Below are 20,402 nucleotides of genomic sequence, written 5' to 3'. Positions count from 1 at the left end.
AGCTTCATGAGCGGAAGAAAAAATAAACAGTAAGAGCCATGATGACTAATGACAAACCAAACGCGTTCTTCAGCCAACGCGGAGTTCGCCCCGGTTTAGGACGCACACTCCGGCCCGAACCTTCATATATTCGTTTTCTCCACTCGTTCAACGCTTCCCGTGAATCCGCGAAATCTCCCGACAAAGCCTTGTTCAGCCACACAGCGTATGGCTTGAACACGAGGTTTCTTCGCAGCACCAGCTGCAGATCGGCAACACTACGGGTCTGGGGAAGCTGACAAGACGCCTCCCGTAATGATTTCTCATCCAGCAAGCCGATACACATCACGGCAAACGAGAACAAATCATAGGATATGTCGCCAGTCCGGCTTCCGGCATTCCAGTATCCCCGATCATACCATTCCGTAAACTGCTTGACGCTGCGTCCGAAAGGGCTGACGCCTCCATAGTCGATCAGTTCCACGCTTCCGTATGCCGAGACCATCACATTATCCGGCTTCAAATCACCGAATGCATAACCGGATGCATGCAGAACGGACAGCTTCTCGAGCAGCTTCAGTCCGATCAATCCGATCCAATCGGCACCTCGTTTGCGAATAAAATGATGCAACGGACTCCCTTCAATGTAACGCATGACATAGAAGGACACTTCGCCACTGCCGTCATGATGATCGTCCGCCTCTACAAGGTAGGGGTTCGGCATCTGTTCTTTCAACGCATTCAGGACATTAATTTCGGATTGAAGATCCAGAGCGTCATACCCAACTTTTAGAGCATAACGCTCGCGTACTCCTGCCCGATGGACCAGATACACCTTGCCGTTAGCCCCTTTGCCGAGCATACGCTCCACGATGTACCGGCTGTTCCGCCACTTGCCTTTAATTATGGTTCCTGGCGGATAACCCGGGTTAGACAACGTAGTCACCGAGCATCCCTTCCTCTTGGCTGGAATGACCCTGCCATGATTGATTAACCTCTAGTGTACCATATCGGTAAAATTCAATCACCTTTAACAAGGCAGGTCCCGTCGGCGTTGCCCCCTTCATCTGCAGGCGGCTGAACATTCCCCGGGCACCGTCCAGATCCGAGGTCCAATTCACGTCCATCACGATATCCTCGCCGCTGTGTTTTCCAGGAAAATGGAATACGGACAATTCGCTTGAGCCTGCGCGCGCTTTCAAACTCAGCATTAAATCACGTATCGCTTCCTCAACGGCAGCCAGCTTGGGTTTCATGCTAGCACTTGCATCGATTAACAGCGCGACCTGCAGAGATGACGTCTCAGCCAGCTCATCCACCACTTCAACGACCTGCGATCGCTTGTCCGGCGGAAGCTCCTCCAGCGACCCGCCCCCCAAAATATGCTGTATCTCCTTATTTACCGCTTGTTGGATCGTCTGAACCACCGTTTTCCGAGTCATCATCTGTATCGTCTGCGCCAGCTGCGGTGTGCCTACGATCCGGTGTATACCCCCTCCCGCTTTGGCTATCTCCTGAATTTCCAATCCCCCTAGTTCACCGATCGTTCCGTAATCAAGGACCCCCACCACATTCACGACAATACCGTCCTGGAGCGCATGGGCTGCGGCCAGAACCGGACTGGCCCCCACGTTCGAGCATCCGTCCGTAATCAGTAGAATTTGCTTCATAATAAATGATCGCCTCCGTCTCATCCTATCGATTTGACTTCTGTCTCTATCATTTCCACATTCAAGAGAGTTCAAACGATACATAGAAGAATCGACGGAAAAGATTTACCATCTCCGGGGTCCTCCATTTCCCGGGTAATCACTTAGTTTATCTATTTTATCTATCGCATCAGCTAACCGTTCGCGGCCGCTCCATTCGGGCGAAGCCCGGAACATGCACATTCGACCATTCCGGATGGAAGTGATCCACACGCCCGACCACCACCGTCATATCATCATGTATTTGATTCTGTTGATAGCGAATCACCTTCTCCAGCAAACAATCGGCTATTTCCTGCGGATCCTCGCTGTTCACCTCCTGAATCATTCGTTTCATCCATAGCTCCTTGTTCACCGCATAACCCGGCGCATCATATATGCCATCCGTCATCATGATAAGAACATCACCGGCCTGCAGCTGTAACGACACCAGATCCACTTCGATATCCTTAATAATCCCAATGGGGAGATTGCTGGCCGAGACCGGTATGACATCATTCCCCCGCTTGATAAAGCTTGGCGTCGAACCGATCTTCATAAAAGTGGTTTGAGCCGTATATTGATCGATTAGGGCCATATCGACCGTAGCATAGATTTCATCCGGCGAACGCAGCATAAGAATGGAGTTCACCGATTTGATCGCCAGCTTCTCATCCATCCCGGATTGAAGCAGCTGTTCTAATATATTCAGGGCCGAGCTGCTCTCAAGCCGAGCCCTTTCCCCGTTGCCCATACCATCACTAAGCGCTACCGCAAACGTCCCGTTCCCCAACTCGACCGTACTGAAGCTGTCACCCGATAAAATATCTCCTCCCTTGGCCGCTGCGGCTACGCCCGTCATAATTTCATATGTTTTCGCTGAGCCGAATCGCACGGTGGCCAATCCATCCCTTGGATGGGTCAAGGTCTCTTCCATCACGGCGATATGCTCCCCGAGAATGTCGGACAACAGCGGTCCGATAATCTTCCTGCATTCGTCATAACCCCGGGTATACGCATGAACGATCTCAATCTCGACCTGCCCGGAGTCCAAACTGATGATATCGATGCCTTGAATCGATAAACCCAGCTGCTGAAGCGCTTCCCGAATCTGTTCTTCCTGAATGTGCATCGTCTGGCTTTCCCGCTTAATCTCTCGTGCCAAGTCTTCCATAACCTGCGAAACCCCGGATAATTGTTCCGCCACCAGATGTCGGCTATCGTATATTTGGCGTTTCCACTGCATATCATGTTGGTAAAGATGATACTGCTGCTTGAGGATGCCAAGCACCTCCTCCTTCTTGGCACAGATCCGGCTCCATTCCGGCGGCAGATCGTCTGCTTCCATCTCAGGATTCTCCTCGATCGAGGTCATCATATCGGTCATGTATTTATAAGTCTGGTAAAATTTCATGTCCCAGCACTGATTCCGTTTAAAGCATGTGGCACAGCTGCCCTCCGCCACGGCATTCATGAAATGATTCATCTCCTCCGTTTGTTTGCCCGGAGGCTGTATAACCCCGGACGTTTGTCCGAAGCTTTGCGAGAGCTGCCGGAACACCCGGGAAAATTGGGTCACACGATCCGCCGTAAGATCCCGGACCCGCTTGGCGTATTCATGCTGTGAACGGGTATGATCCTGCGTGCCCGGTACATATTTGCCTATAGCCTGCATCACGCTCTTAGGCGTAATGAGGAATAACACGATAGCCGCGCAGGTTTCCCAAGTGGAGATCATCACTTCTCCAGGATTGCTGAAATAGATAGAGAGAATGGTAGCCCCAAGCAGCATTCCCAGCGAAACACCGCCTTTCTTCCCTTCCTTCAGCATACCGGCGAGCATCCCGGAGAAGGCGAGCAGACTCATCTGGGAGAATGCCGAAATGTTGGCAAGACTGAGGATGAGGCCTGTTACTACACCAACCGAGGCGCCTAGCGGAGCTCCCCCGACTAGAGCAAACAACAGAATTAAGTATCGGGATAGGACATGCTCTACCGACAGGGATTGGATCGTCCAGCCAACGGCTCCTGTCATAACCGACGCCAGCAAAATGATGATACATAGAATTTCTTCATTTCGAAGAGCATGTGTTTTTTTACGAAGTGTCAGCACCGGGATCGCCTGAATAAAGACCAGTGTCAGTACAAAGCTGAGTACGGCGTTCAGGGTGAGCATCATCATGGAATACCAGGTAATGCTGGGTCCGATGAGAACACTGAACAGATTCACGAAGAAGGTGGAGACAAATACCATCAGCGGCGCATACAACAATTCTGCCCGATCATAAGTCTCCAATCCCCGCATCATAAAGTAAAAGATCAAAATTTCTGCCGGTACCATCCATGCCACCGGAAAGGACGCAAATAAACTACCTGCAACGATCGCTGCGCCTACCGGCAGCAAAACATCACGACGCATAAAGGCAATAACCGCAAAATAAGCGACTGCAAATGGAGACAGCTCCCCCAGAATCATAGCTCGTCCGAGCAAAAAACCCATGAAGGTTAGCAGAATCATCCACTTCTTAGCGGCCAGGAAGTGGATGGGACGCTGCAGGAAAGGCAGCTGCCCTAACCGTTCTGTTACACGGGCACGAATGGAACCCGCTCCCCCTTTAACCGCCTCAGTACCCGGAAACATCACCAGATTTCTTTTATCCATTACGCTGGCACCCCATTCTTCACGAATTTGTTGGTCCCATTATAAAACCCCTGTTCAGGAAAGTTTGTCAGAACACCGGACAAGCCCTAAAGAAATTTCCGACAAAATCAACGTGTCTTGCGAACGTTCGGGAAAAGAGCGTTCATCCCCCGCGCCCAGCGGTGTTTCCACGGGTCAAGCCTGCAGCATTCTTGCGGATCATTTCCCGAATTGAGGCGGACATCCCGTGCTCATTTCATACGACAGCGCCGTAAATTGCGTAGGAACCTGTCGTACCCTTGGATGCAACGACAAAAAAACCGCAGAAGGCGATTTCCCTCTGCGGTCAGTTTATATTTTATCGAATTACATACGTTTGGCTCCGCGTCCACCGCGTTTGCCTTCCGTATTCTTCTTAAGCGAAGAGATCCGTTCTTCACTGTCTTTTAGGAAGCGTGACATTTTATCCTCAAATGAAGGCTTGTTGGCCGCAGGCTTAAACGGGCGTCCGCCGCGTTCACGGTTGAATCCTCCACCACCGCCACCTCCGAATCGTTCTCCGCCGCCTCCACTGCGTTCCGGTCTCGGTGCGCGGGGTGGACGACTTTCGGAAGCCGGCTTGTCGACAGCCTGCTTGATCGAAAGACCGATCTTGCCGTCCTTGTCGACATTAATCACCTTCACGGTTACGACGTCGTTGATTTTCAAATGATCGTTGACATCCTTAACGTAATTGTCGGCGATCTCCGAGATGTGAACGAGACCCGTGACACCTCCTGACAGATCCACAAATGCTCCAAAATGCGTTATGCCTGTCACCTTGCCCTCTAACTTGGTGCCCACTTCAATTGCCATAGAATAAAATGATCCTCCCTTAAAAATATACAGTCCGATTTAGAAATCGCGCTGCGGTGATTTGATTATACGATAATGACCTAAACAAGGTCAACAGACGTCTGTCATGCCTAATTACGGCTTTTCGCCCGAATTTTGGGGCTGAATGATCGGCGTCTCATTTGGCAGATACAGTCCAAACTTCTTGCGGGCAATCTGCCCGATATATTCAGGGTCCTTCAATCGCTCCACTTCATGAGTAATCTGGATTAGCGACTGTTCAACGGACTTATAATCCTCTTGCTTTTGAGCAAGCGCTTCGTTCTGATTACGGATGCGGTCATTCTGGGACCAGAGCGTTGAACCTGCCCAGATCAAAAACAGCGCCATCATCGCCACAAACATTCTTTTACGCCGGCGTGCGCCCTTGTTCTTTGTCTTGGTTTGTTGGGGAGCCTGCTTCGACGGATCAGCAAATCTTCCCATGACCATACCTCCTAAAACCAGCGCTTCCACGCCTTAATAACCTTGTCCGCGAATTGCTTGCTCCATGCCGGCAGCCTGACTCTGGATGTGATCGGTCTCAGCATCCATTTCAAGAGTCGCCAAAAAGGCATGAGGCATTTAAGGACTAAACGCAACAGCGACAGGAGAAACTTCCATAGAAACCTTAACAATCCCAAGATGAGCATCAGGATTCCTTTGATGGGATTCCACACTAACATACGGAACAGCTTGTACAAAAAGGACAATAAGCCTTTTGTCACTTGAATTAACATTACCACAAAACGCTGGGTTATGACACTCCATAATAAAAAATAGATCCAAACCCCTATAAACAGGCCCACAAACACATAAAAACGCAGTTGACCGTCATTGGTCACGTACAACATGCGAAATATGAAGAAGGCTGCCGCAATCCAGTAAAGGAAGTCCAGGGTATGCTTGGACCATTGCGGGAAACGGAGCTGCCCTGCCAGCACCCGGTAGCTGTCGAAGGCGACTCCCATCGCTGCTCCGGAGAAGAGCATCCAGAGCAGCGTGATCCATTGTACGCTGGGGTTCATTTAAACAGCTTACCCAGCAGACTCTTGTTCTTGGTCTGCGAACCGGGATTCAAATAAATCAGTGAATGCACCTGACCTTCAATCGACAAAAGCCCCTCTTCCAGGCTGAGATTTTTAATATGTAAATTTTGCCCCCGAATGGTGAGATGCCCAAGCTCGGTTTGAAGCAGAAATTCTTCACTGTCAAAGCTCTCCACATTTTGGACACCCGTAATGTCCAGCAGCTTCCGGTTCTGCATCCGCAGGTCATGAAACTTACCCTTCCCTTGGTCGATCATGGCATGTACCCCTCCTTTTAACAATAGCTTATGGGAAGGTGCCTGTCTTTAGAACCGGAAGAAGAACAACCGCTTCAGGAATGATCGTGACGCTGCGACGAAAGCCAGGGGACAGAAAGAGAGCAGGAGCTCCAATGGTTTATACCATCCATGATAAACATAAAAACGCCCCCACACCATATGGTGAGAGGGACGTTTGATGGAACGGCTTTGGGCTGCTTACCAGTCCAATCCGCGATCTTTAACGATCGGTTCTTCCTTGACCAAGGTGTAGAGGCTGGTCGCCTCATCTTTACGGGTTGTCTCGGTAAGACGCTCGACCCGGACGGTCACCAGCTTCTGGCCAAACTGGACGGTGATCTCATCGCCCAATTTAACCGTGCTGCTCGGCTTGGCCTCGCGGCCATTGATCAGCACCCGACCTTGATCCGATACATCTTTCGCTACGGTACGCCGCTTGATTAACCTCGATACTTTCAGGAATTTATCGACGCGCATTATTTTACGGCTTCTTTAAGCTTGTTACCTGCCTTGAACGCAGGAACGTTGGATTCTGGAATTTCGATCGTGTTACCTGTTTGCGGGTTGCGGCCTGTGCGTCCAGCGCGCTTGCGAGTTTCGAATGTACCGAAGCCGATCAATTGAACTTTATCGCCATTAGCCAAAGCTTCAGTGATTTCGCCAAGGAAGCCGTTCAGGACGTTCTCTACGTCTTTTTTTGTCAAACCACTTTTACCGGAAATGTTGTTGATCAGATCTGTTTTGTTCATGAATTAAATCCTCCCAATTATCAGAAAAATATAAGATTTTACGGTTATTCGGTTAAACCGCCTTGCAATCTGCAAGATTTCACCATTAATGATTATTCTGGATGCCTTGCGGAATTCCTGCCGCAAATCCCTATTTTTTTATTTTTTACGTGAAAAGTTGCCCTTTTCACACGTCGATGCCGCCGTTTTGTGCCGATCCCGATTTAGCTGCCTGCCATAGGGCTTCCATCTCGTCCAGAGTACTTTCCTGCAAGGTTTTCCCCTGGGCGGCAAGCTGCTCCTCTATGTAGCTGAAGCGACTGACAAACTTCCGGTTCGTTCTCGAAAGCGCTTCTTCCGGATCCGCACCGATAAATCTTGCCGCATTGGAGACCGCGAACAGCAGATCGCCGAGCTCCAGTGTTGTATCCTCATCAGACTGGCCCTCGGTCACCGCCTGCCTCAGTTCACCGAGTTCCTCTTCAATCTTCTGGAACACGCCTTCGATATTATCCCAATCGAAACCAACCTTGGATGCCTTCTTCTGGAGCTTGTACGCCTTCATCAAGGCGGGAAGATCCCGCGGGATGCCATCCAGCGCCGAGGCTTTCTCTGGTGAGAGCCCCTTGCGACGCTTCTCTTCCGCTTTCATCTGCTCCCAGTTCTGCAGGGCAGATTCCGCGTCTTTGGCGCTGCTCTCGCCAAAGACATGCGGGTGCCGGAAGATCAGCTTGTCATTCAGCGCTTGAATGACGTCATATACCGTGAAAGTACCCAGCTCTTCTTCCATCTGGGAATGCAGCATAATCTGCAGGAGCAGGTCGCCGAGTTCCTCCTGCATATGCTCGGGGTCATCCTCGTCAATCGTCTCCAACACCTCGTAGGTTTCTTCGATGAGATTTTTGCGGATGGATTCGTGGGTCTGCTCGCGGTCCCACGGACAGCCTTCAGGACTGCGGAGAATGCCAACGATCTCATGGAGCCGGGCAAACGTTCGCTGCCTTAGCTTGCTGTCATCGCTTCGGGGTACGTAGATCAGCGACAAATTCCCGTAGCCGTCGATGCGATCGAGTTCAAAGAGCGGTACTTGCTGTATCGATTCCTCGCCCTCAACGCCCAGCGCATGGCCGACAATGACTGGATAATCGTCCGGATACAGCTCCATGAGCGCCAGTTTAACTTCCGAAGCCGTAAACATGTCATACACCTGGCCGATCAGGGTATGCAGCTGCGGCTGGATGACGCTTGCCCGAAGCTCAGCCGCATCGAGAAGCTGGAAGCCCTCAATGGGATCGAAACCAAGGCGAACGAAGGCCTCGTCCAGAAAACTCTCACCGCCGAGCACCGTAAGGGTCACATCCTCTCCCGGGCAGCGTTCCCGCAATAACCGAACCGTTGCCTCCGCTACCATGGGATGCCCGGGCACCGCGTAGACAATCTCGCGATCCTCCTCAGCAGCTTTGGCCAAGTTGATTAGCGCGGATGCAATGGATTCGTACACCTCGGGAAATGTGTCATGCGCTTCATACACATGGTCAAACGATTCCGGTTCAATCTGGAATTCATTCAACGCAGCAATGACGGGATGAGATAATGTACGCACATACACCTTCGATGCCCGTTGCATGGTTTTTATGATACCTATCGTCAATCGATCCGGATTCCCAGAACCCAAGCCGACCACCGTAATGGATGCACTCATACGCTACTTCCTTTCGTCTTCGTCCGCCTTGTCGACGTCATTATCGTACACTACTATAGCACAGAAGATCAAACATCTCACAATCGGCCCGCTTCAGCGCAGCACACGCAGGGCCCGCAAGAAGGCTGCCAGCGGTCTTCCGACCTTCGGCAGCATCCGAAGCTCCTCCTCGGTGAGGAGCTTCGTGAGCGCGGCGCCGATAAGGAAGGCGCCGCATCCGGCCGCGACGCCGCTCAGGCTCGCTGCCGCGTGGGTGAGGCGGCCTGGGGCGAAGCCGGCCGCCGCCAGGATGCCGCCGGCGGCCTCACCTGCGCCCCAGGCGGCCAGCGCCACCCCGGCGAGGACCGGCAGCGTCCTCGCGAGCATGCCTCCGGCGTCAAGGCGGGCGCCGGCGCTTCGCGAGAGCAGCGCGAGGTTGAGCGCGGCCGCTGTTAGATGCGCGGCCACGCCGGCGATAGCTGCCCCGGTAATGCCAAACTGCGGCACCAGCAGCAAGTTGAGCAGCAACTTGAGCGCTGCCGCAGCCAGCAGATGAACCGCCGGGGCCTTTACAATGCCAATGCCTTGAAGCAGCGCGGCTGTAATCGTGCTCAGCGTACCCCCGGCGGCTGTAAAGGCAATCACCTGCATCGTCACCGTCCCTGCGGCATCCTCGTACAGCATGACGTTAATCGGCTCAGCCAGCACTGCCAAGCCTACGGAGGCCGTCATCCCGATCAGCCAAAACCAGCGGAGGGCCATGCGGGTTTGGCTTGCAACCCGGCTGGACTCTCCCTTGAACTTGGCCTCTGCCAGGGCAGGGATAAACAGAACCGACAACGAAGTAGCCAGCATCGTAACCAGCTGGACAAGCGGCAGTCCGCGGTTATAGACCCCAAACTCTGCCATAGCCATTGCTTCGCCCAGTGCGCCGGATGTCAATAACCGGGGCACCGTGAAGGTATCCACCAGTCCAATCAACGGAACAGCGAGCAGACTAAGACAGACCGGAACTCCATAAGCAAGCAGGCGGCCAAGTAGAACACCTGCTCCCTCTCTAGATACATCGGCACGCAGCCTCGTTTCGTTCATACCCGCTGCTCTGATTCCGTGGCCGACTTTTCCTTGTGCTTTACTCCGAGTTGCCCGAATATGCTTGCGCCAGTAGAGTCCCATCACCACCAGACCGGCAGCACCACCGGCAGCAGATCCAAGCAGTGCCCCGGCGGCAATCACGTCGGAATCGGCGCCGGCCCGTATCATGTAAAGGAGCAGCACAATCATAACCCCGACACGGACAACCTGCTCCGTAATCTGGGAGATCGCCGTCGGCACCATATTGTGCAGCCCTTGAAAATAACCACGGAGGACCGACATCCAAGGCACGAATGCCAGCGCCAACGCGCCTGCGCGGAGGGCGGGTACTACCTGACTGCTTCCGATCCACATCCCGATCCACGGAGCACAGACATACATCAGCAAGCCGAGAATCAGACCGAACAGCACCAACGAAGCGGAAGAAAGGCGGAGCAGGCGATGACCGTCCTCGGTGCGCCCTTCAGCCTCATATTCTGCCACATATTTGGAGACCGCTGCAGGGAAACCGACCGCCGCTATCGTAATGATCATCATATAGAACGGATAAACCGTATTGTAGATGCCAAAGACGGCATCCCCGCCCATATTTTGCAGCGGTATTTTTTGCAGTGTGCCAATCAATTTGGACAAAAGCGCGGCCGCACTGAGAATAAACGCTCCCTGTAGAAGCCTTGCCCCTGTTTGATCTGGTTTCATATCCTCTTCCAATCCCCTAGTTACTTTTTCCGTATCATAGACCCATCATCATTCAGATGCTGCCATATGTACATCCATTATAACCAAGGGTGTGAGCGTGGTACAAAAAAAGAAACCGGACAACAAAAACTCCCAGCTGCCGATTGACCTGTGATCAACGTTCAGCGGGAGTCTCCATCCAAGGATTCATGTCCTCGTCTTACTGTTCCATTTGCTTGCCGAGGAAGCCTGCAGCAGTTTCAGACATCTTCACTTCCATCTCACCCATGTTCACGGATTCGTCCTTGTTCAGCAGCACAACACTGCCAATCGGGTCTCCACCAGCAATGATAGGCGCAGCAACAAATGCGGACAGAGTTTCCGGATTGTCTTTGCTGATCTCATACGTGCCGCTGTTGCTTTCCAGCACCGTCTTGCGATTTTCCATGCAGTTTTCCAGAAGGTTGCCGATCGGCTTGTCCAAATACTCCTTCTTGGATCCGCCTGCTACGGCGATAAATGTATCACGGTCCGATATGATCGTGATGTGACCTGTGCTCTCATAAAGGGACTCTGCATATTCCTTCGCAAAATCACCCAACTCACCGATCGGTGAATATTTCTTCAGAATGACTTCTCCATCCCGGTCAACGAAAATTTCCAGCGGGTCGCCTTCGCGAATCCGCAGTGTGCGTCTAATTTCTTTTGGAATGACCACGCGCCCGAGGTCATCAATACGGCGGACGATACCAGTAGCTTTCATGTCACTTGTTGCCCCACTTTCATAAGAAGATTTTTCAACTACTGTTCCATTCGGGAAGAGGATGTCCCCAGGTATATAAGAGTTAATGTCTGACCATAGTATTCATCCATTCCCAATTCCTTATACATCATCTACCCTCTGTTGGTTGCGAAATCCAAAAATAAATATCATTCGAAAGAGACTGACGTCAGGGGAGAAAAAATCCATAACGCGCGATTTCGCACGTTATGGATTCGAAGATCCCACCATTTCTTGCGTGCGCTGGCCATACATCCGGCATTGCCCCAACGCATTACAATATCATTGCTCGACCGCTTGTCTGCGGGCTTATTTACCTGTGTCGTCCTTGCCTGCATCCGGTGTTTGATCACCTTCCGCCGGTTTGTCGGTTGTACCGTCTGTCTTCTGGTCTCCCGTGCCCTCGGCAGGCTTGTCCGCATTCTCGCTTTTCGGAAGATTCATGCTCTCAATCAGGTCGTTAAGCTCATTCTGCATGAAGTTGTCGATCTTCGCCGAAGCCAGCTCATTTCGAATGCCTTCCTTCTGATCGGCAGGCAGCTTGTCGTAAGACACTTCCTCGCGCTTCTCCACTTTCATGACATGGTAGCCGTAATCGGTTTCTACCGGATCGCTGATTTTGTTCAGTTCCAGCGTTAAGGCCTTTTCCTTGAATTGAGGCACCCAGCTGCCTGCGGGTTTGTTCTCGTACAGACCCCCGCTGTCCTTGGAGCCCGGGTCCTGGGAGTATTCCTTCGCCAAAGCAGCAAAATCCTCCCCTTTATTCAGCTTGGACTGTACTTCCTTGGCAATTTTGAGCGCCTCGCCCTCCGGTCTCTCCTTGCCTTCGGTATCTTGAAAACCAATCAGGACATGACGAACGCTAATGTTGGTATAATCCTTCTTGTTCGCATCGAATTCCTTCTTGATATCCTCTTCGGTTACCTGATTCTTCTCGTGCTCCATAACGCTCATGACGCGAAGCATATAATTTTTGAGGTCGTCTTCCGTCAATTTCTGCGATTCCAGAGCAGCTTTAAACTGCTCCTCGCCCATTCCGCTCTTCTGCTGCTTTAATAAATCATCCGCTTGCTTCCCGGCAGCTTCCTTCGCTTTATCGTCAGCTTTGGCGTACAGGTATTCATAGGCTACCCCCTGTTTCGCCAAATACTCCTTAAATTCATCCATTTGTAAAAATTGGGCGTATTCCGGGGACATGAACTGAATCATGCGCTGTTCCAGATCAAATTCCTTCTCGGTAATTTCTCCACCCTTATATTTGACGATAACTTTGCTATTATCATCTTCGGTTCCCTTAGTCTTGTCGTTTCCGCACGCAGCGATCATCGACATGGATAGCACTGCTGTGATGGATACAATAAACGTCTTCCATGCCTTGTTATTTCTTGACGGCATTTTGTAGTTCTCCCTTCAGGTTGAATGGCCCTTTTGCGGCCTCCAGGAATTGCTCCAGCAATTCTAACAGTTGTTGATCGGAAAGTCCCTTGCCTTTGATTCGAATGGCCATCGTCGGCCCTTGTTCAAATTGTACACGTCTTTCGAACATATTTCCAATTTGCGCAAGCGCTGTTGTATCAACCGCTTTGTCCTGCCCTTCATAAAACTGCAGCAGCACATCATCGCCGCGCTGGATAATGGAGTCAATCCCGTACGTACGACCATATACCTTCAAGCGGGATACAGCAAGCAGGTTACTTACCGCAAGCGGCAGCTCGCCAAAGCGGTCAAGCAGCTCGTCCTCAAGCTCAGCCGATTCGTCGATAGACGAAACGACAGCCACTTTTTTATAAATTTCGATCTTCTGAATGCTGTCATAGATGTAATCAGACGGCAAGTAAGCGTCGATCCCCAGATCGATGGACGTGTTCCAGTCCTTCGATGGCAATGGCGGCTCACCCAGCATGCTGACTTTGCGCTTTTGAATCTCCTCCGCCAGCATTTGTGAATACAAATCGAACCCGACGGAAGCAATAAAGCCATGCTGCTCCGCTCCGAGCAGGTTGCCCGCTCCGCGAATCGACAGGTCCCGCATCGCAATCTTGAATCCGGAGCCAAGCTCCGTAAATTCTTTAATGGACTGCAGCCGCTTCTCGGCCACTTCGGTCAACACCTTATCCCGTTGGTATGTGAAATAAGCATATGCGATTCGGTTGGAACGTCCGACGCGTCCACGCAGCTGATACAGCTGGGAGAGGCCCATTTTGTCCGCATCATGCACGATAAGCGTATTGACATTCGGGATATCCACGCCCGTCTCAATAATGCTTGTGCTCACCAATACGTCGTATTCGCCGTCCAGGAAGTCGAGAATGGTCTTCTCCAGCTCCGTTTCCGACATTTGGCCATGCCCGACGCCTACGCGGGCCTCCGGAACCAGCATCGATATTTGGGCTGCCATCTCCTGGATCCCTTGAACCCGATTGTAGAGATAGTATACCTGGCCACCTCGGGCCAGCTCCCGTTCAATGGCTTCCCGCACCAGGGTCTGGCTATGCTCCACGACATACGTCTGCACCGGAAAACGGTTCTCCGGCGGCGTCTCGATCACGGACAAGTCCCGAACGCCGAGCATCGACATATGCAGCGTGCGCGGAATCGGCGTTGCCGTCAGCGTCAGCACGTCGACATTGGTCTTCAGCTTTTTCAATTTTTCCTTATGCGTAACGCCAAAGCGCTGCTCCTCATCCACGATCAGCAGCCCCAGATCCTTGAACACAATATCCTGGGACAGGAGTCGGTGCGTGCCGATCAGAATATCGACGGAGCCCTGCTTTACTTTCTTGATCGTCTCATTCTGCTCCTTACGGCTCCGGAAACGACTCAGCACCTGAATGTTGATCGGATAATTGGCGAAGCGCTCCCGGAACGTCTCGTAATGCTGCTGAGCCAAAATCGTCGTCGGTACCAGCACCGCAACCTGCTTCCCTTCGATCGCCGCTTTAAAGGCAGCTCGAACCGCCACTTCCGTTTTCCCGTAACCGACATCACCGCACAGGAGCCGGTCCATCGGTCGGTTTTGTTCCATGTCCTTCTTGATTTCGGTAATGGCCCGAAGCTGATCGGGTGTTTCATCATATGGGAACATGTCCTCGAATTCCTGCTGCTCCGACGTATCCTTCTCAAAACCGTACCCAGGCGCAGACTGACGCTCGGCATACAGCTTAATCAGATCGTCGGCGATATCCTGAACGGAAGAACGAACCTTGTTCTTAACCCGTGTCCATTCATTTCCACCCAGCTTGTAAACCTTCGGCTCCTTATCTTCGGAACCGACATATTTCTGAATGAGATCGATCTGCTCAATCGGAACGGACAGCTTATCGCCCCCGGCATACAAAATATGCATGTAATCCTTATGGATTCCGTTGATTTCGAGCGTCCCGATCCCCATATATTTCCCGATACCGTGGTTTTGATGCACCACATAGTCGCCAACTTTGAGCTCCGTATAACTCTTGATGCGCTCGGCGTTGTCCATATTCTTCGTGGTTTTGCGTGTTTTACGCTGCTTTGAGGAGAACATCTCACTCTCTGTAATAATTGCAGCATGAACCGAAGGCATCTCGAAGCCATTTTGCAAATGCCCTTCATACATCACCGGTTCTTCGATACCATAGTCCAGCAACACCCGCCGCATGCGGTCCATCCGCTCTGCATCGCCTGCCAGCATCATGACCTGAACGCCCGACTTCTTCCAGCGTTCCATCTCGGCCTTGAGCACGTTCATCTGTCCATGGAAATCCTGCATGCCGCGCGTAATCATATTGACGATATTTTGCGGCTGCATTCTTGGCACCTGACGCAGGAAAATGGAGATCAACAGACTCTGATAGGGATGCTGGTAGATCAGTTCTTCCGTATCCAGCGACAGCGGCAGATCCGGCAGCGATTTGCCATTTTGCATCAGATGCAAATTCCATTCCGCTTCATCCCGCTCCAGCTGCTTGGCTGTTTCTAACAGCCGAGCAGGCTCATCCATAATCAGAATGGTATCCTTCGGCAAGTAATCATATAAATTGGTCTTCTCCGGATACAACAGGGAGATATATTTATAGATTTCAGGGAAATACATCCGCTCGCGCAGCATCTCAACTTCCCGGTGTATTTCGTCCCGCAAACGGAGCTTGGCCTGACGATCACTCATGCGTTCGAGCTGCGTCTCCAGCAGACGGGCCACCGTATCCGCTGTGCGACTAAGCCGCTCCGAATCGGCAATAATTTCCTTGCATGGTGTAATGGTGACTTCCCGGACCTTGTCAATCGAGCGCTGATCCGCCGGGTCGAAGGTACGAATCGAGTCGATATCCTCATCAAACAGTTCTACGCGGTACGCCATGGTCGTTGTCATCGGGTAAAAATCGATGATACCGCCGCGGACACTCATCTCGCCGCGGCTCTCGACGCGCTCCACCCGTTCATATCCCATCTCGATCATCTGGTTCAAAAAGGATTCCAGCACGAGTGTCCCGCCGTCATGGAGCACGATTCGGGCATCGGACATCACTTCGGGAGCGGGGAGCAGGCGACGCACGCCGGAAAATGGCGCAACGACAATACCCCGGAAGCCTCTTGCACAACGGACGAGAACATCAATCCGCTGCGCCAGAGTCTCGGGGCTTGAAACGGCCGACTCGGCCGCTACCAGCTCATTCGCCGGGTATAATAACACTTGATCCGGTGAGAGCGCTTCCTGTAAATCATCCGCAATTTTCTGGGCTGAAAACATATTATGAGTGACCACGAGCAGCGGGCGCTGCTGGTCCTGGTGCAATGCGGCCATTAAGATCTGTCTGGACGACCCGGAAAGACCGGAGATCAATTGCTCCCTCATGCCGGCTTGGACGCCAGCGGTTATGGATTTGAAGTCCGAATCCTTCGAAAATACATCAATAAGTGCTTGTAACAAAAGGGGGCACCTCTCTTATGCAGAAGAAATGAATTTCCTAGACTCTATTTCTCATGGAATTTTAGACGATTGCCAAAAAATTATAACCGAAAAGAAGCCTTGAGCAAAACTGCCAAGGCTAGAGCAGCGGCAGGACCTGCCGCTGTATGTCTTCTACCAAAAAACGTCGTGTACCCCATTATACTCTCATTGCAGGGGATTTGCCAAAAGGCTTAATTCCGGATGGGCTTCTAGGGCTTCTCTGCAATGATCGCAGGTTACCCGGACCATCACTTCTCCGTTAAAATCATAGGCTATTATATCCTTGCGTTCCTCAGGGGTCAAGGAATCAAATCCAAGACGGGCTTCGGATACGTGATTGGAATCGATGCGGCCCTGAAACGCCCGACAGTGTCTGCAAACATAGGTTATCGCCATCATATGCCTCCTGAAGGTCGTATATACCTTCAGTATGCCCGGAATTCCCTCGTTTAAGACTTCGATCTTCCCGCTGCCTTATGCCCTTGGAATCATCTCTCGGTTGCTTCCATCCTATGATGCTTCTCTAGGACTTGTTGAACTTCGCCATCGTCTGCTCAAAGGTATGATCCAGACTGAATTCCAGCGCGTCACAGGTCTCCTCTACCATGCTCTGCAGCTGTTCGCGTTCCTTCTTCGGAAACGTACCCAGCACATAATCCACAATGGCATAACCCGGCTCAGGCCTCGATATGCCCATTCGGACGCGGTTGAAGCTTTGCGTCCCGGTATGCTGAATAATGGATTTAATGCCATTATGTCCTCCGGCGCTGCCTTGATATCGCAGGCGGATCTTACCGACGACGGTATCCAAATCATCATAGACTACAATCATGTCCTCAAGACTCACTTTATAATAATCCATATAAGCACGCACGGCCTCGCCTGAAAGATTCATGAACGTCATTGGTTTGATCAGGACCGTTTTAGCGCCGCCAATCATCCCTTCCGCGATGACCGATTTGCATTTATTCTGATTGAACTTCATGCCGTGTCGCTCTGCCAGAGCATCCAGCGCCATGAACCCAACATTATGGCGTGTCTTCTCATAATTTGAACCGGGGTTGCCCAGTCCGACAATCCATTTCATCACAGGTTGATTCCTTTCACGATTTATACTTTCTTCTTTGCGCATTTCTGAGTACAATATGAACAAAACCTATCGGCGTTATGCCCTCATAAGAAGGTGAATCGGCATTGAAAGCTTTCGAACAGAAATTAACGCACCACAGTCATTTTCAATACCATATGAAGCATGGCATCCCTGTTCAAGTCTATGAACTGGGTTGTCACATCGACGTGGGTCTGATCACTGCAGTCGACGCCTACTTTGTCGAGCTTGAGGGGACGCTATACAACCGGAATACGTTCACTTTCATCTCCAGGCCCGGATATTGATAGCCTGCGCCGCACGTATCAGGCCGAAATTATGAAAACGTTTTCTTGCGAGCTGTCCACCTGCTCTTGCTATACCCAAGCCGCAAAGTCGCCATAGCCGACAAGGGTTACATCTCCTCATGAGGAGATGTAACCCTGCCTTTACACGGTTTATTATTCTATTTCAAACAATTTACTAATCGACAATTCCTCATGAACCCGGATGATGGCTTCACCCATCAACGGAGCAACCGACAATACCGTCAGCTTGCTGCTTGGGTTCGGATTTGTGATCGGAATGGTGTCTGTTACAACAACTTCCTTCAGCGGGGAGTTTTCCAGGCGCTCATGGGCAGGGCCCGAGAGAACCGGATGTGTACAGCACGCGTAGACTTCCTTAACGCCGCCTTCCATCAACGCATTGGCACCCAGCACAATCGTACCGGCGGTATCGATAATGTCATCAATCAGAATGGCGGTCTTGCCTTCGATATTCCCGATAATGTTCATGACTTCACTGACATTCGGCTCAGGACGGCGTTTATCGATAATCGCCAGCGGCGCATTCAGGAAATCAGCAAGCTTTCTCGCGCGAACGACACCGCCGTGATCCGGAGATACAACGACAGGGTTCTCGATCTGCTTTGAACGAAAATATTGGGCAAGAATCGGCACCCCGAGCAGATGATCCACCGGAATATCGAAAAATCCCTGAATCTGCATCGCATGCAGGTCCATCGTAATGACGCGATGAGCTCCTGCTTTTTCGATCAGATTCGCAACCAGCTTAGCGGTGATCGGATCCCGCGAACGCGCTTTGCGGTCTTGACGGGCATATCCGTAATACGGAATAACCACGTTAATGCTCTTCGCGGATGCCCGCTTGAGCGCATCCACCATAACCAGCAGTTCCATCAGGTTATCATTCACCGGCAAGCAGGTGGACTGCACAATATATACATGGCAGCCCCGCACGCTCTCGGAGAGCTTTACTTGAATCTCGCCGTCGCTAAAGCTGGTTGTATGCGATTCCCCCATCGGAATGCCGATATAATCGGCGATTTGATGGGCAAGTTTAGGATTGGAATTACACGTGAATATTTTTAATTTAGAATCAAGATAAGTCATAGAATAAAAACCCTCCGTGCTGGTTCGTTGAATTAGGTATCCGATCACCGCTTCATATCTTGGTAAAGGAAGCAGGGATAATTACGATTTCTTGTTCTTCTTGGCGATGGCGCGTGCCCGGATCTTCTCTGCGTACCCTGGCTTGTTCTCCTGACGCTGTCTGGCGATGGCCAGATCGTTATCCGAAACGGAATGCGTAATGGTAGAGCCTGCAACAACGAATGCGCCCTTGCCCACCTTCACCGGTGCAATCAAATTCACATTACTGCCGATAAATGCATCATCTTCAATTTCGGTAATGGACTTATTATAACCATCATAGTTGACTGTAATCGCACCGCAGCCGATATTAACGTTTTTGCCGACTTTGGCATCACCAACATAACTGAGATGAGATACTTTAGAGCCGTTATCAATCGTGGCGTTCTTCACTTCAACGAAGTCCCCCACCTTTACATCGTCCCCCAGCTTGGCGCCTGGACGAAGATAAGCATACGGTCCTACGGAGGTCCGAGAGCCGACTTCAGCACTGCTGAGCACCGAATGTTTGACGCTGGCACCATCCGCAATAACGGAATCCTCGATATCGGTATCCGGGCCAATGACGCAATCTTCACCGATCACCGTATTCCCTTTCAGGACGGTGCCGGGGTAGAGCACGGTATCTGAACCAATCTTAACGTCAGCTCCGATATAGGTTGAAGACGGGTCAATGATCGTAACACCGTTCAACATGTGCGTACGGTTGATGCGTTCTCTCATGAAGCCTTCGGCTTCCGACAGCGCCAGACGGTCGTTAACGCCAATCGATTCCGCGTAATCATCGGTCTGATAAGCAAGCACGGTCTCGCCGGCTTGTTTCAGAATACCGATGCAATCGGTCAGGTAATATTCCTGCTGCGCATTCTGGTTGGTTACATTGTCCAGTGCAGCAAATAGCTTTTTATTGTCAAAACAATAGGTACCGGTATTAATTTCAGTGACGGCGTCCTCTTCCGGACTGCAATCTTTCTGCTCAACAATCCGAAGTGCGCTGCCATCCTCGCCTCGAATGACCCGGCCGTAGCCTTTCGGGTTATCCATATGCGCGGTAAGCACCGTAGCCGCCGCATTGTTGCTCTCGTGCAGCTTCAAAAGATTCTCCAGTGTCTCGGACGTCACCAGAGGAGTATCCCCGCAAATGACAATCGTGGATCCTTCTTCGCCACCAAGTAATTCCTTGGCTTGCTTCACAGCGTGACCCGTTCCGAGCTGCTGCTCCTGCAGTACATACTCGGCTGCATCTTGCAGATAGGTGCGAACCGCTTCCGCGCCGTGGCCTACGACCACAACACTGCGTTCACAGTTTACCTGTTGTACGGTTTGCAATACATGTCCGACCATCGGCTTGCCACAAACAGGATGCAGCACTTTATATAGTTTGGATTTCATACGTTTGCCCTGCCCAGCGGCGAGCACAATAGCAAATCTTTTCAAGGGCCATGCCTCCTCCTCTTGAACTC

19 protein-coding genes are annotated in these 20,402 nt (G+C 51.4%); 1 reads left to right on the top strand and 18 read right to left on the bottom strand.

From position 1 onward, the window contains the following. Positions 1 to 4: 4 nt before the first annotated feature. The 16 genes from AC0VZ8_RS00275 to pth form a co-directional block, all read right to left on the bottom strand. Positions 5 to 925 carry a serine/threonine protein kinase gene (locus AC0VZ8_RS00275; RefSeq protein ID WP_475485694.1) on the bottom strand — a complete coding sequence of 307 codons (921 nt, stop codon included), beginning with the start codon at positions 923 to 925 and terminating at the stop codon, positions 5 to 7. Further along, positions 909 to 1,649, bottom strand: coding sequence for a vWA domain-containing protein (locus AC0VZ8_RS00270; RefSeq protein WP_475485693.1), 741 nt, complete (start codon positions 1,647 to 1,649; stop codon positions 909 to 911). The genes AC0VZ8_RS00275 and AC0VZ8_RS00270 overlap by 17 nt, the downstream gene beginning before the upstream one ends. 169 nt (positions 1,650 to 1,818) lie before the next feature. Next, entirely contained in the window at positions 1,819 to 4,329 is a 2,511-nt protein-coding gene (gene spoIIE, locus AC0VZ8_RS00265; RefSeq protein WP_475485692.1) for a stage II sporulation protein E, read from the bottom strand. A 345-nt stretch (positions 4,330 to 4,674) separates the two neighbouring features. Next, the gene (locus AC0VZ8_RS00260; protein ID WP_009591896.1) at positions 4,675 to 5,163 is read right to left on the bottom strand and encodes a S1 domain-containing RNA-binding protein; all 489 of its coding nucleotides are present in this window, start codon (positions 5,161 to 5,163) and stop codon (positions 4,675 to 4,677) included. A 114-nt stretch (positions 5,164 to 5,277) separates the two neighbouring features. After that, positions 5,278 to 5,628: an FtsB family cell division protein gene (locus AC0VZ8_RS00255; protein WP_260069298.1), complete on the bottom strand. Its 351-nt coding sequence runs from the start codon at positions 5,626 to 5,628 to the stop codon at positions 5,278 to 5,280. Positions 5,629 to 5,639: 11 nt separating this feature from the next. After that, a complete protein-coding gene (gene yabQ / locus AC0VZ8_RS00250; protein WP_475485691.1) occupies positions 5,640 to 6,209 on the bottom strand; it encodes a spore cortex biosynthesis protein YabQ in 570 nt (189 codons plus the stop codon). Then, positions 6,206 to 6,487, bottom strand: a complete 282-nt coding sequence (gene yabP, locus AC0VZ8_RS00245; protein ID WP_009591926.1) for a sporulation protein YabP — start codon at positions 6,485 to 6,487, stop codon at positions 6,206 to 6,208. The genes yabQ and yabP overlap by 4 nt, the downstream gene beginning before the upstream one ends. A gap of 219 nt (positions 6,488 to 6,706) precedes the next feature. Then, the gene (locus tag AC0VZ8_RS00240) at positions 6,707 to 6,985 is read right to left on the bottom strand and encodes an RNA-binding S4 domain-containing protein (RefSeq protein WP_076326537.1); all 279 of its coding nucleotides are present in this window, start codon (positions 6,983 to 6,985) and stop codon (positions 6,707 to 6,709) included. Continuing rightward, a complete protein-coding gene (locus AC0VZ8_RS00235) occupies positions 6,985 to 7,257 on the bottom strand; it encodes an HU family DNA-binding protein (RefSeq protein ID WP_009591918.1) in 273 nt (90 codons plus the stop codon). Before AC0VZ8_RS00235 ends, AC0VZ8_RS00240 begins: the two co-directional genes overlap by 1 nt. Before the next feature lie 166 nt (positions 7,258 to 7,423). After that, positions 7,424 to 8,938, bottom strand: a complete 1,515-nt coding sequence (gene yabN / locus AC0VZ8_RS00230; RefSeq protein ID WP_475485690.1) for a bifunctional methyltransferase/pyrophosphohydrolase YabN — start codon at positions 8,936 to 8,938, stop codon at positions 7,424 to 7,426. A gap of 93 nt (positions 8,939 to 9,031) precedes the next feature. After that, positions 9,032 to 10,711, bottom strand: a complete 1,680-nt coding sequence (locus AC0VZ8_RS00225; RefSeq protein WP_475485689.1) for a putative polysaccharide biosynthesis protein — start codon at positions 10,709 to 10,711, stop codon at positions 9,032 to 9,034. Between the two features lie 199 nt (positions 10,712 to 10,910). Then, complete coding sequence (spoVT, locus tag AC0VZ8_RS00220) at positions 10,911 to 11,453, bottom strand: stage V sporulation protein T (RefSeq protein WP_071221080.1); 543 nt, start codon at positions 11,451 to 11,453, stop codon at positions 10,911 to 10,913. Positions 11,454 to 11,780: 327 nt separating this feature from the next. Continuing rightward, entirely contained in the window at positions 11,781 to 12,866 is a 1,086-nt protein-coding gene (locus tag AC0VZ8_RS00215) for a peptidylprolyl isomerase (RefSeq protein WP_475485688.1), read from the bottom strand. After that, complete coding sequence (gene mfd / locus AC0VZ8_RS00210; RefSeq protein ID WP_475485687.1) at positions 12,850 to 16,377, bottom strand: transcription-repair coupling factor; 3,528 nt, start codon at positions 16,375 to 16,377, stop codon at positions 12,850 to 12,852. Before mfd ends, AC0VZ8_RS00215 begins: the two co-directional genes overlap by 17 nt. Before the next feature lie 186 nt (positions 16,378 to 16,563). Continuing rightward, positions 16,564 to 16,794, bottom strand: coding sequence for an anti-sigma-F factor Fin family protein (locus AC0VZ8_RS00205; RefSeq protein WP_006207424.1), 231 nt, complete (start codon positions 16,792 to 16,794; stop codon positions 16,564 to 16,566). Positions 16,795 to 16,921: 127 nt separating this feature from the next. Then, positions 16,922 to 17,485, bottom strand: coding sequence for an aminoacyl-tRNA hydrolase (pth, locus tag AC0VZ8_RS00200; protein WP_475487621.1), 564 nt, complete (start codon positions 17,483 to 17,485; stop codon positions 16,922 to 16,924). Between the two features lie 107 nt (positions 17,486 to 17,592). Between pth and AC0VZ8_RS00195 the strand changes: the two genes are divergently transcribed. Further along, on the top strand, positions 17,593 to 17,793 hold the full coding sequence (locus AC0VZ8_RS00195) for a hypothetical protein (RefSeq protein WP_071221084.1): 201 nt from the start codon (positions 17,593 to 17,595) through the stop codon (positions 17,791 to 17,793). A 153-nt stretch (positions 17,794 to 17,946) separates the two neighbouring features. On the opposite strand, the gene AC0VZ8_RS00190 is transcribed toward AC0VZ8_RS00195, so the two are convergent. Together AC0VZ8_RS00190 and glmU are read right to left on the bottom strand one after the other, a co-directional pair. Further along, positions 17,947 to 18,900, bottom strand: coding sequence for a ribose-phosphate diphosphokinase (locus tag AC0VZ8_RS00190; RefSeq protein WP_006207421.1), 954 nt, complete (start codon positions 18,898 to 18,900; stop codon positions 17,947 to 17,949). Positions 18,901 to 18,981: 81 nt separating this feature from the next. Continuing rightward, complete coding sequence (gene glmU / locus AC0VZ8_RS00185) at positions 18,982 to 20,376, bottom strand: bifunctional UDP-N-acetylglucosamine diphosphorylase/glucosamine-1-phosphate N-acetyltransferase GlmU (protein WP_260069294.1); 1,395 nt, start codon at positions 20,374 to 20,376, stop codon at positions 18,982 to 18,984. Positions 20,377 to 20,402: the final 26 nt, after the last annotated feature.

This window comes from Paenibacillus sp. QJM3NY_38 (assembly GCF_056173265.1).
Note: the sequence above shows the minus strand (reverse complement) of the source record. Positions and strands in the feature narration are given on the sequence as shown.

Coding starts and splice junctions, on each gene's coding strand:
- AC0VZ8_RS00225 (WP_475485689.1), bottom strand. CDS start 10,711: ATGAAACCAGATCAAACAGGGGCAAGGCTTCTACAGGGAGCGTTTATT.
- AC0VZ8_RS00240 (WP_076326537.1), bottom strand. CDS start 6,985: ATGCGCGTCGATAAATTCCTGAAAGTATCGAGGTTAATCAAGCGGCGT.
- spoIIE (WP_475485692.1), bottom strand. CDS start 4,329: ATGGATAAAAGAAATCTGGTGATGTTTCCGGGTACTGAGGCGGTTAAA.
- AC0VZ8_RS00215 (WP_475485688.1), bottom strand. CDS start 12,866: ATGCCGTCAAGAAATAACAAGGCATGGAAGACGTTTATTGTATCCATC.
- AC0VZ8_RS00235 (WP_009591918.1), bottom strand. CDS start 7,257: ATGAACAAAACAGATCTGATCAACAACATTTCCGGTAAAAGTGGTTTG.
- spoVT (WP_071221080.1), bottom strand. CDS start 11,453: ATGAAAGCTACTGGTATCGTCCGCCGTATTGATGACCTCGGGCGCGTG.
- AC0VZ8_RS00260 (WP_009591896.1), bottom strand. CDS start 5,163: ATGGCAATTGAAGTGGGCACCAAGTTAGAGGGCAAGGTGACAGGCATA.
- yabQ (WP_475485691.1), bottom strand. CDS start 6,209: ATGAACCCCAGCGTACAATGGATCACGCTGCTCTGGATGCTCTTCTCC.
- AC0VZ8_RS00270 (WP_475485693.1), bottom strand. CDS start 1,649: ATGAAGCAAATTCTACTGATTACGGACGGATGCTCGAACGTGGGGGCC.
- yabN (WP_475485690.1), bottom strand. CDS start 8,938: ATGAGTGCATCCATTACGGTGGTCGGCTTGGGTTCTGGGAATCCGGAT.
- AC0VZ8_RS00190 (WP_006207421.1), bottom strand. CDS start 18,900: ATGACTTATCTTGATTCTAAATTAAAAATATTCACGTGTAATTCCAAT.
- yabP (WP_009591926.1), bottom strand. CDS start 6,487: ATGATCGACCAAGGGAAGGGTAAGTTTCATGACCTGCGGATGCAGAAC.
- AC0VZ8_RS00255 (WP_260069298.1), bottom strand. CDS start 5,628: ATGGGAAGATTTGCTGATCCGTCGAAGCAGGCTCCCCAACAAACCAAG.
- pth (WP_475487621.1), bottom strand. CDS start 17,485: ATGAAATGGATTGTCGGACTGGGCAACCCCGGTTCAAATTATGAGAAG.
- AC0VZ8_RS00205 (WP_006207424.1), bottom strand. CDS start 16,794: ATGGCGATAACCTATGTTTGCAGACACTGTCGGGCGTTTCAGGGCCGC.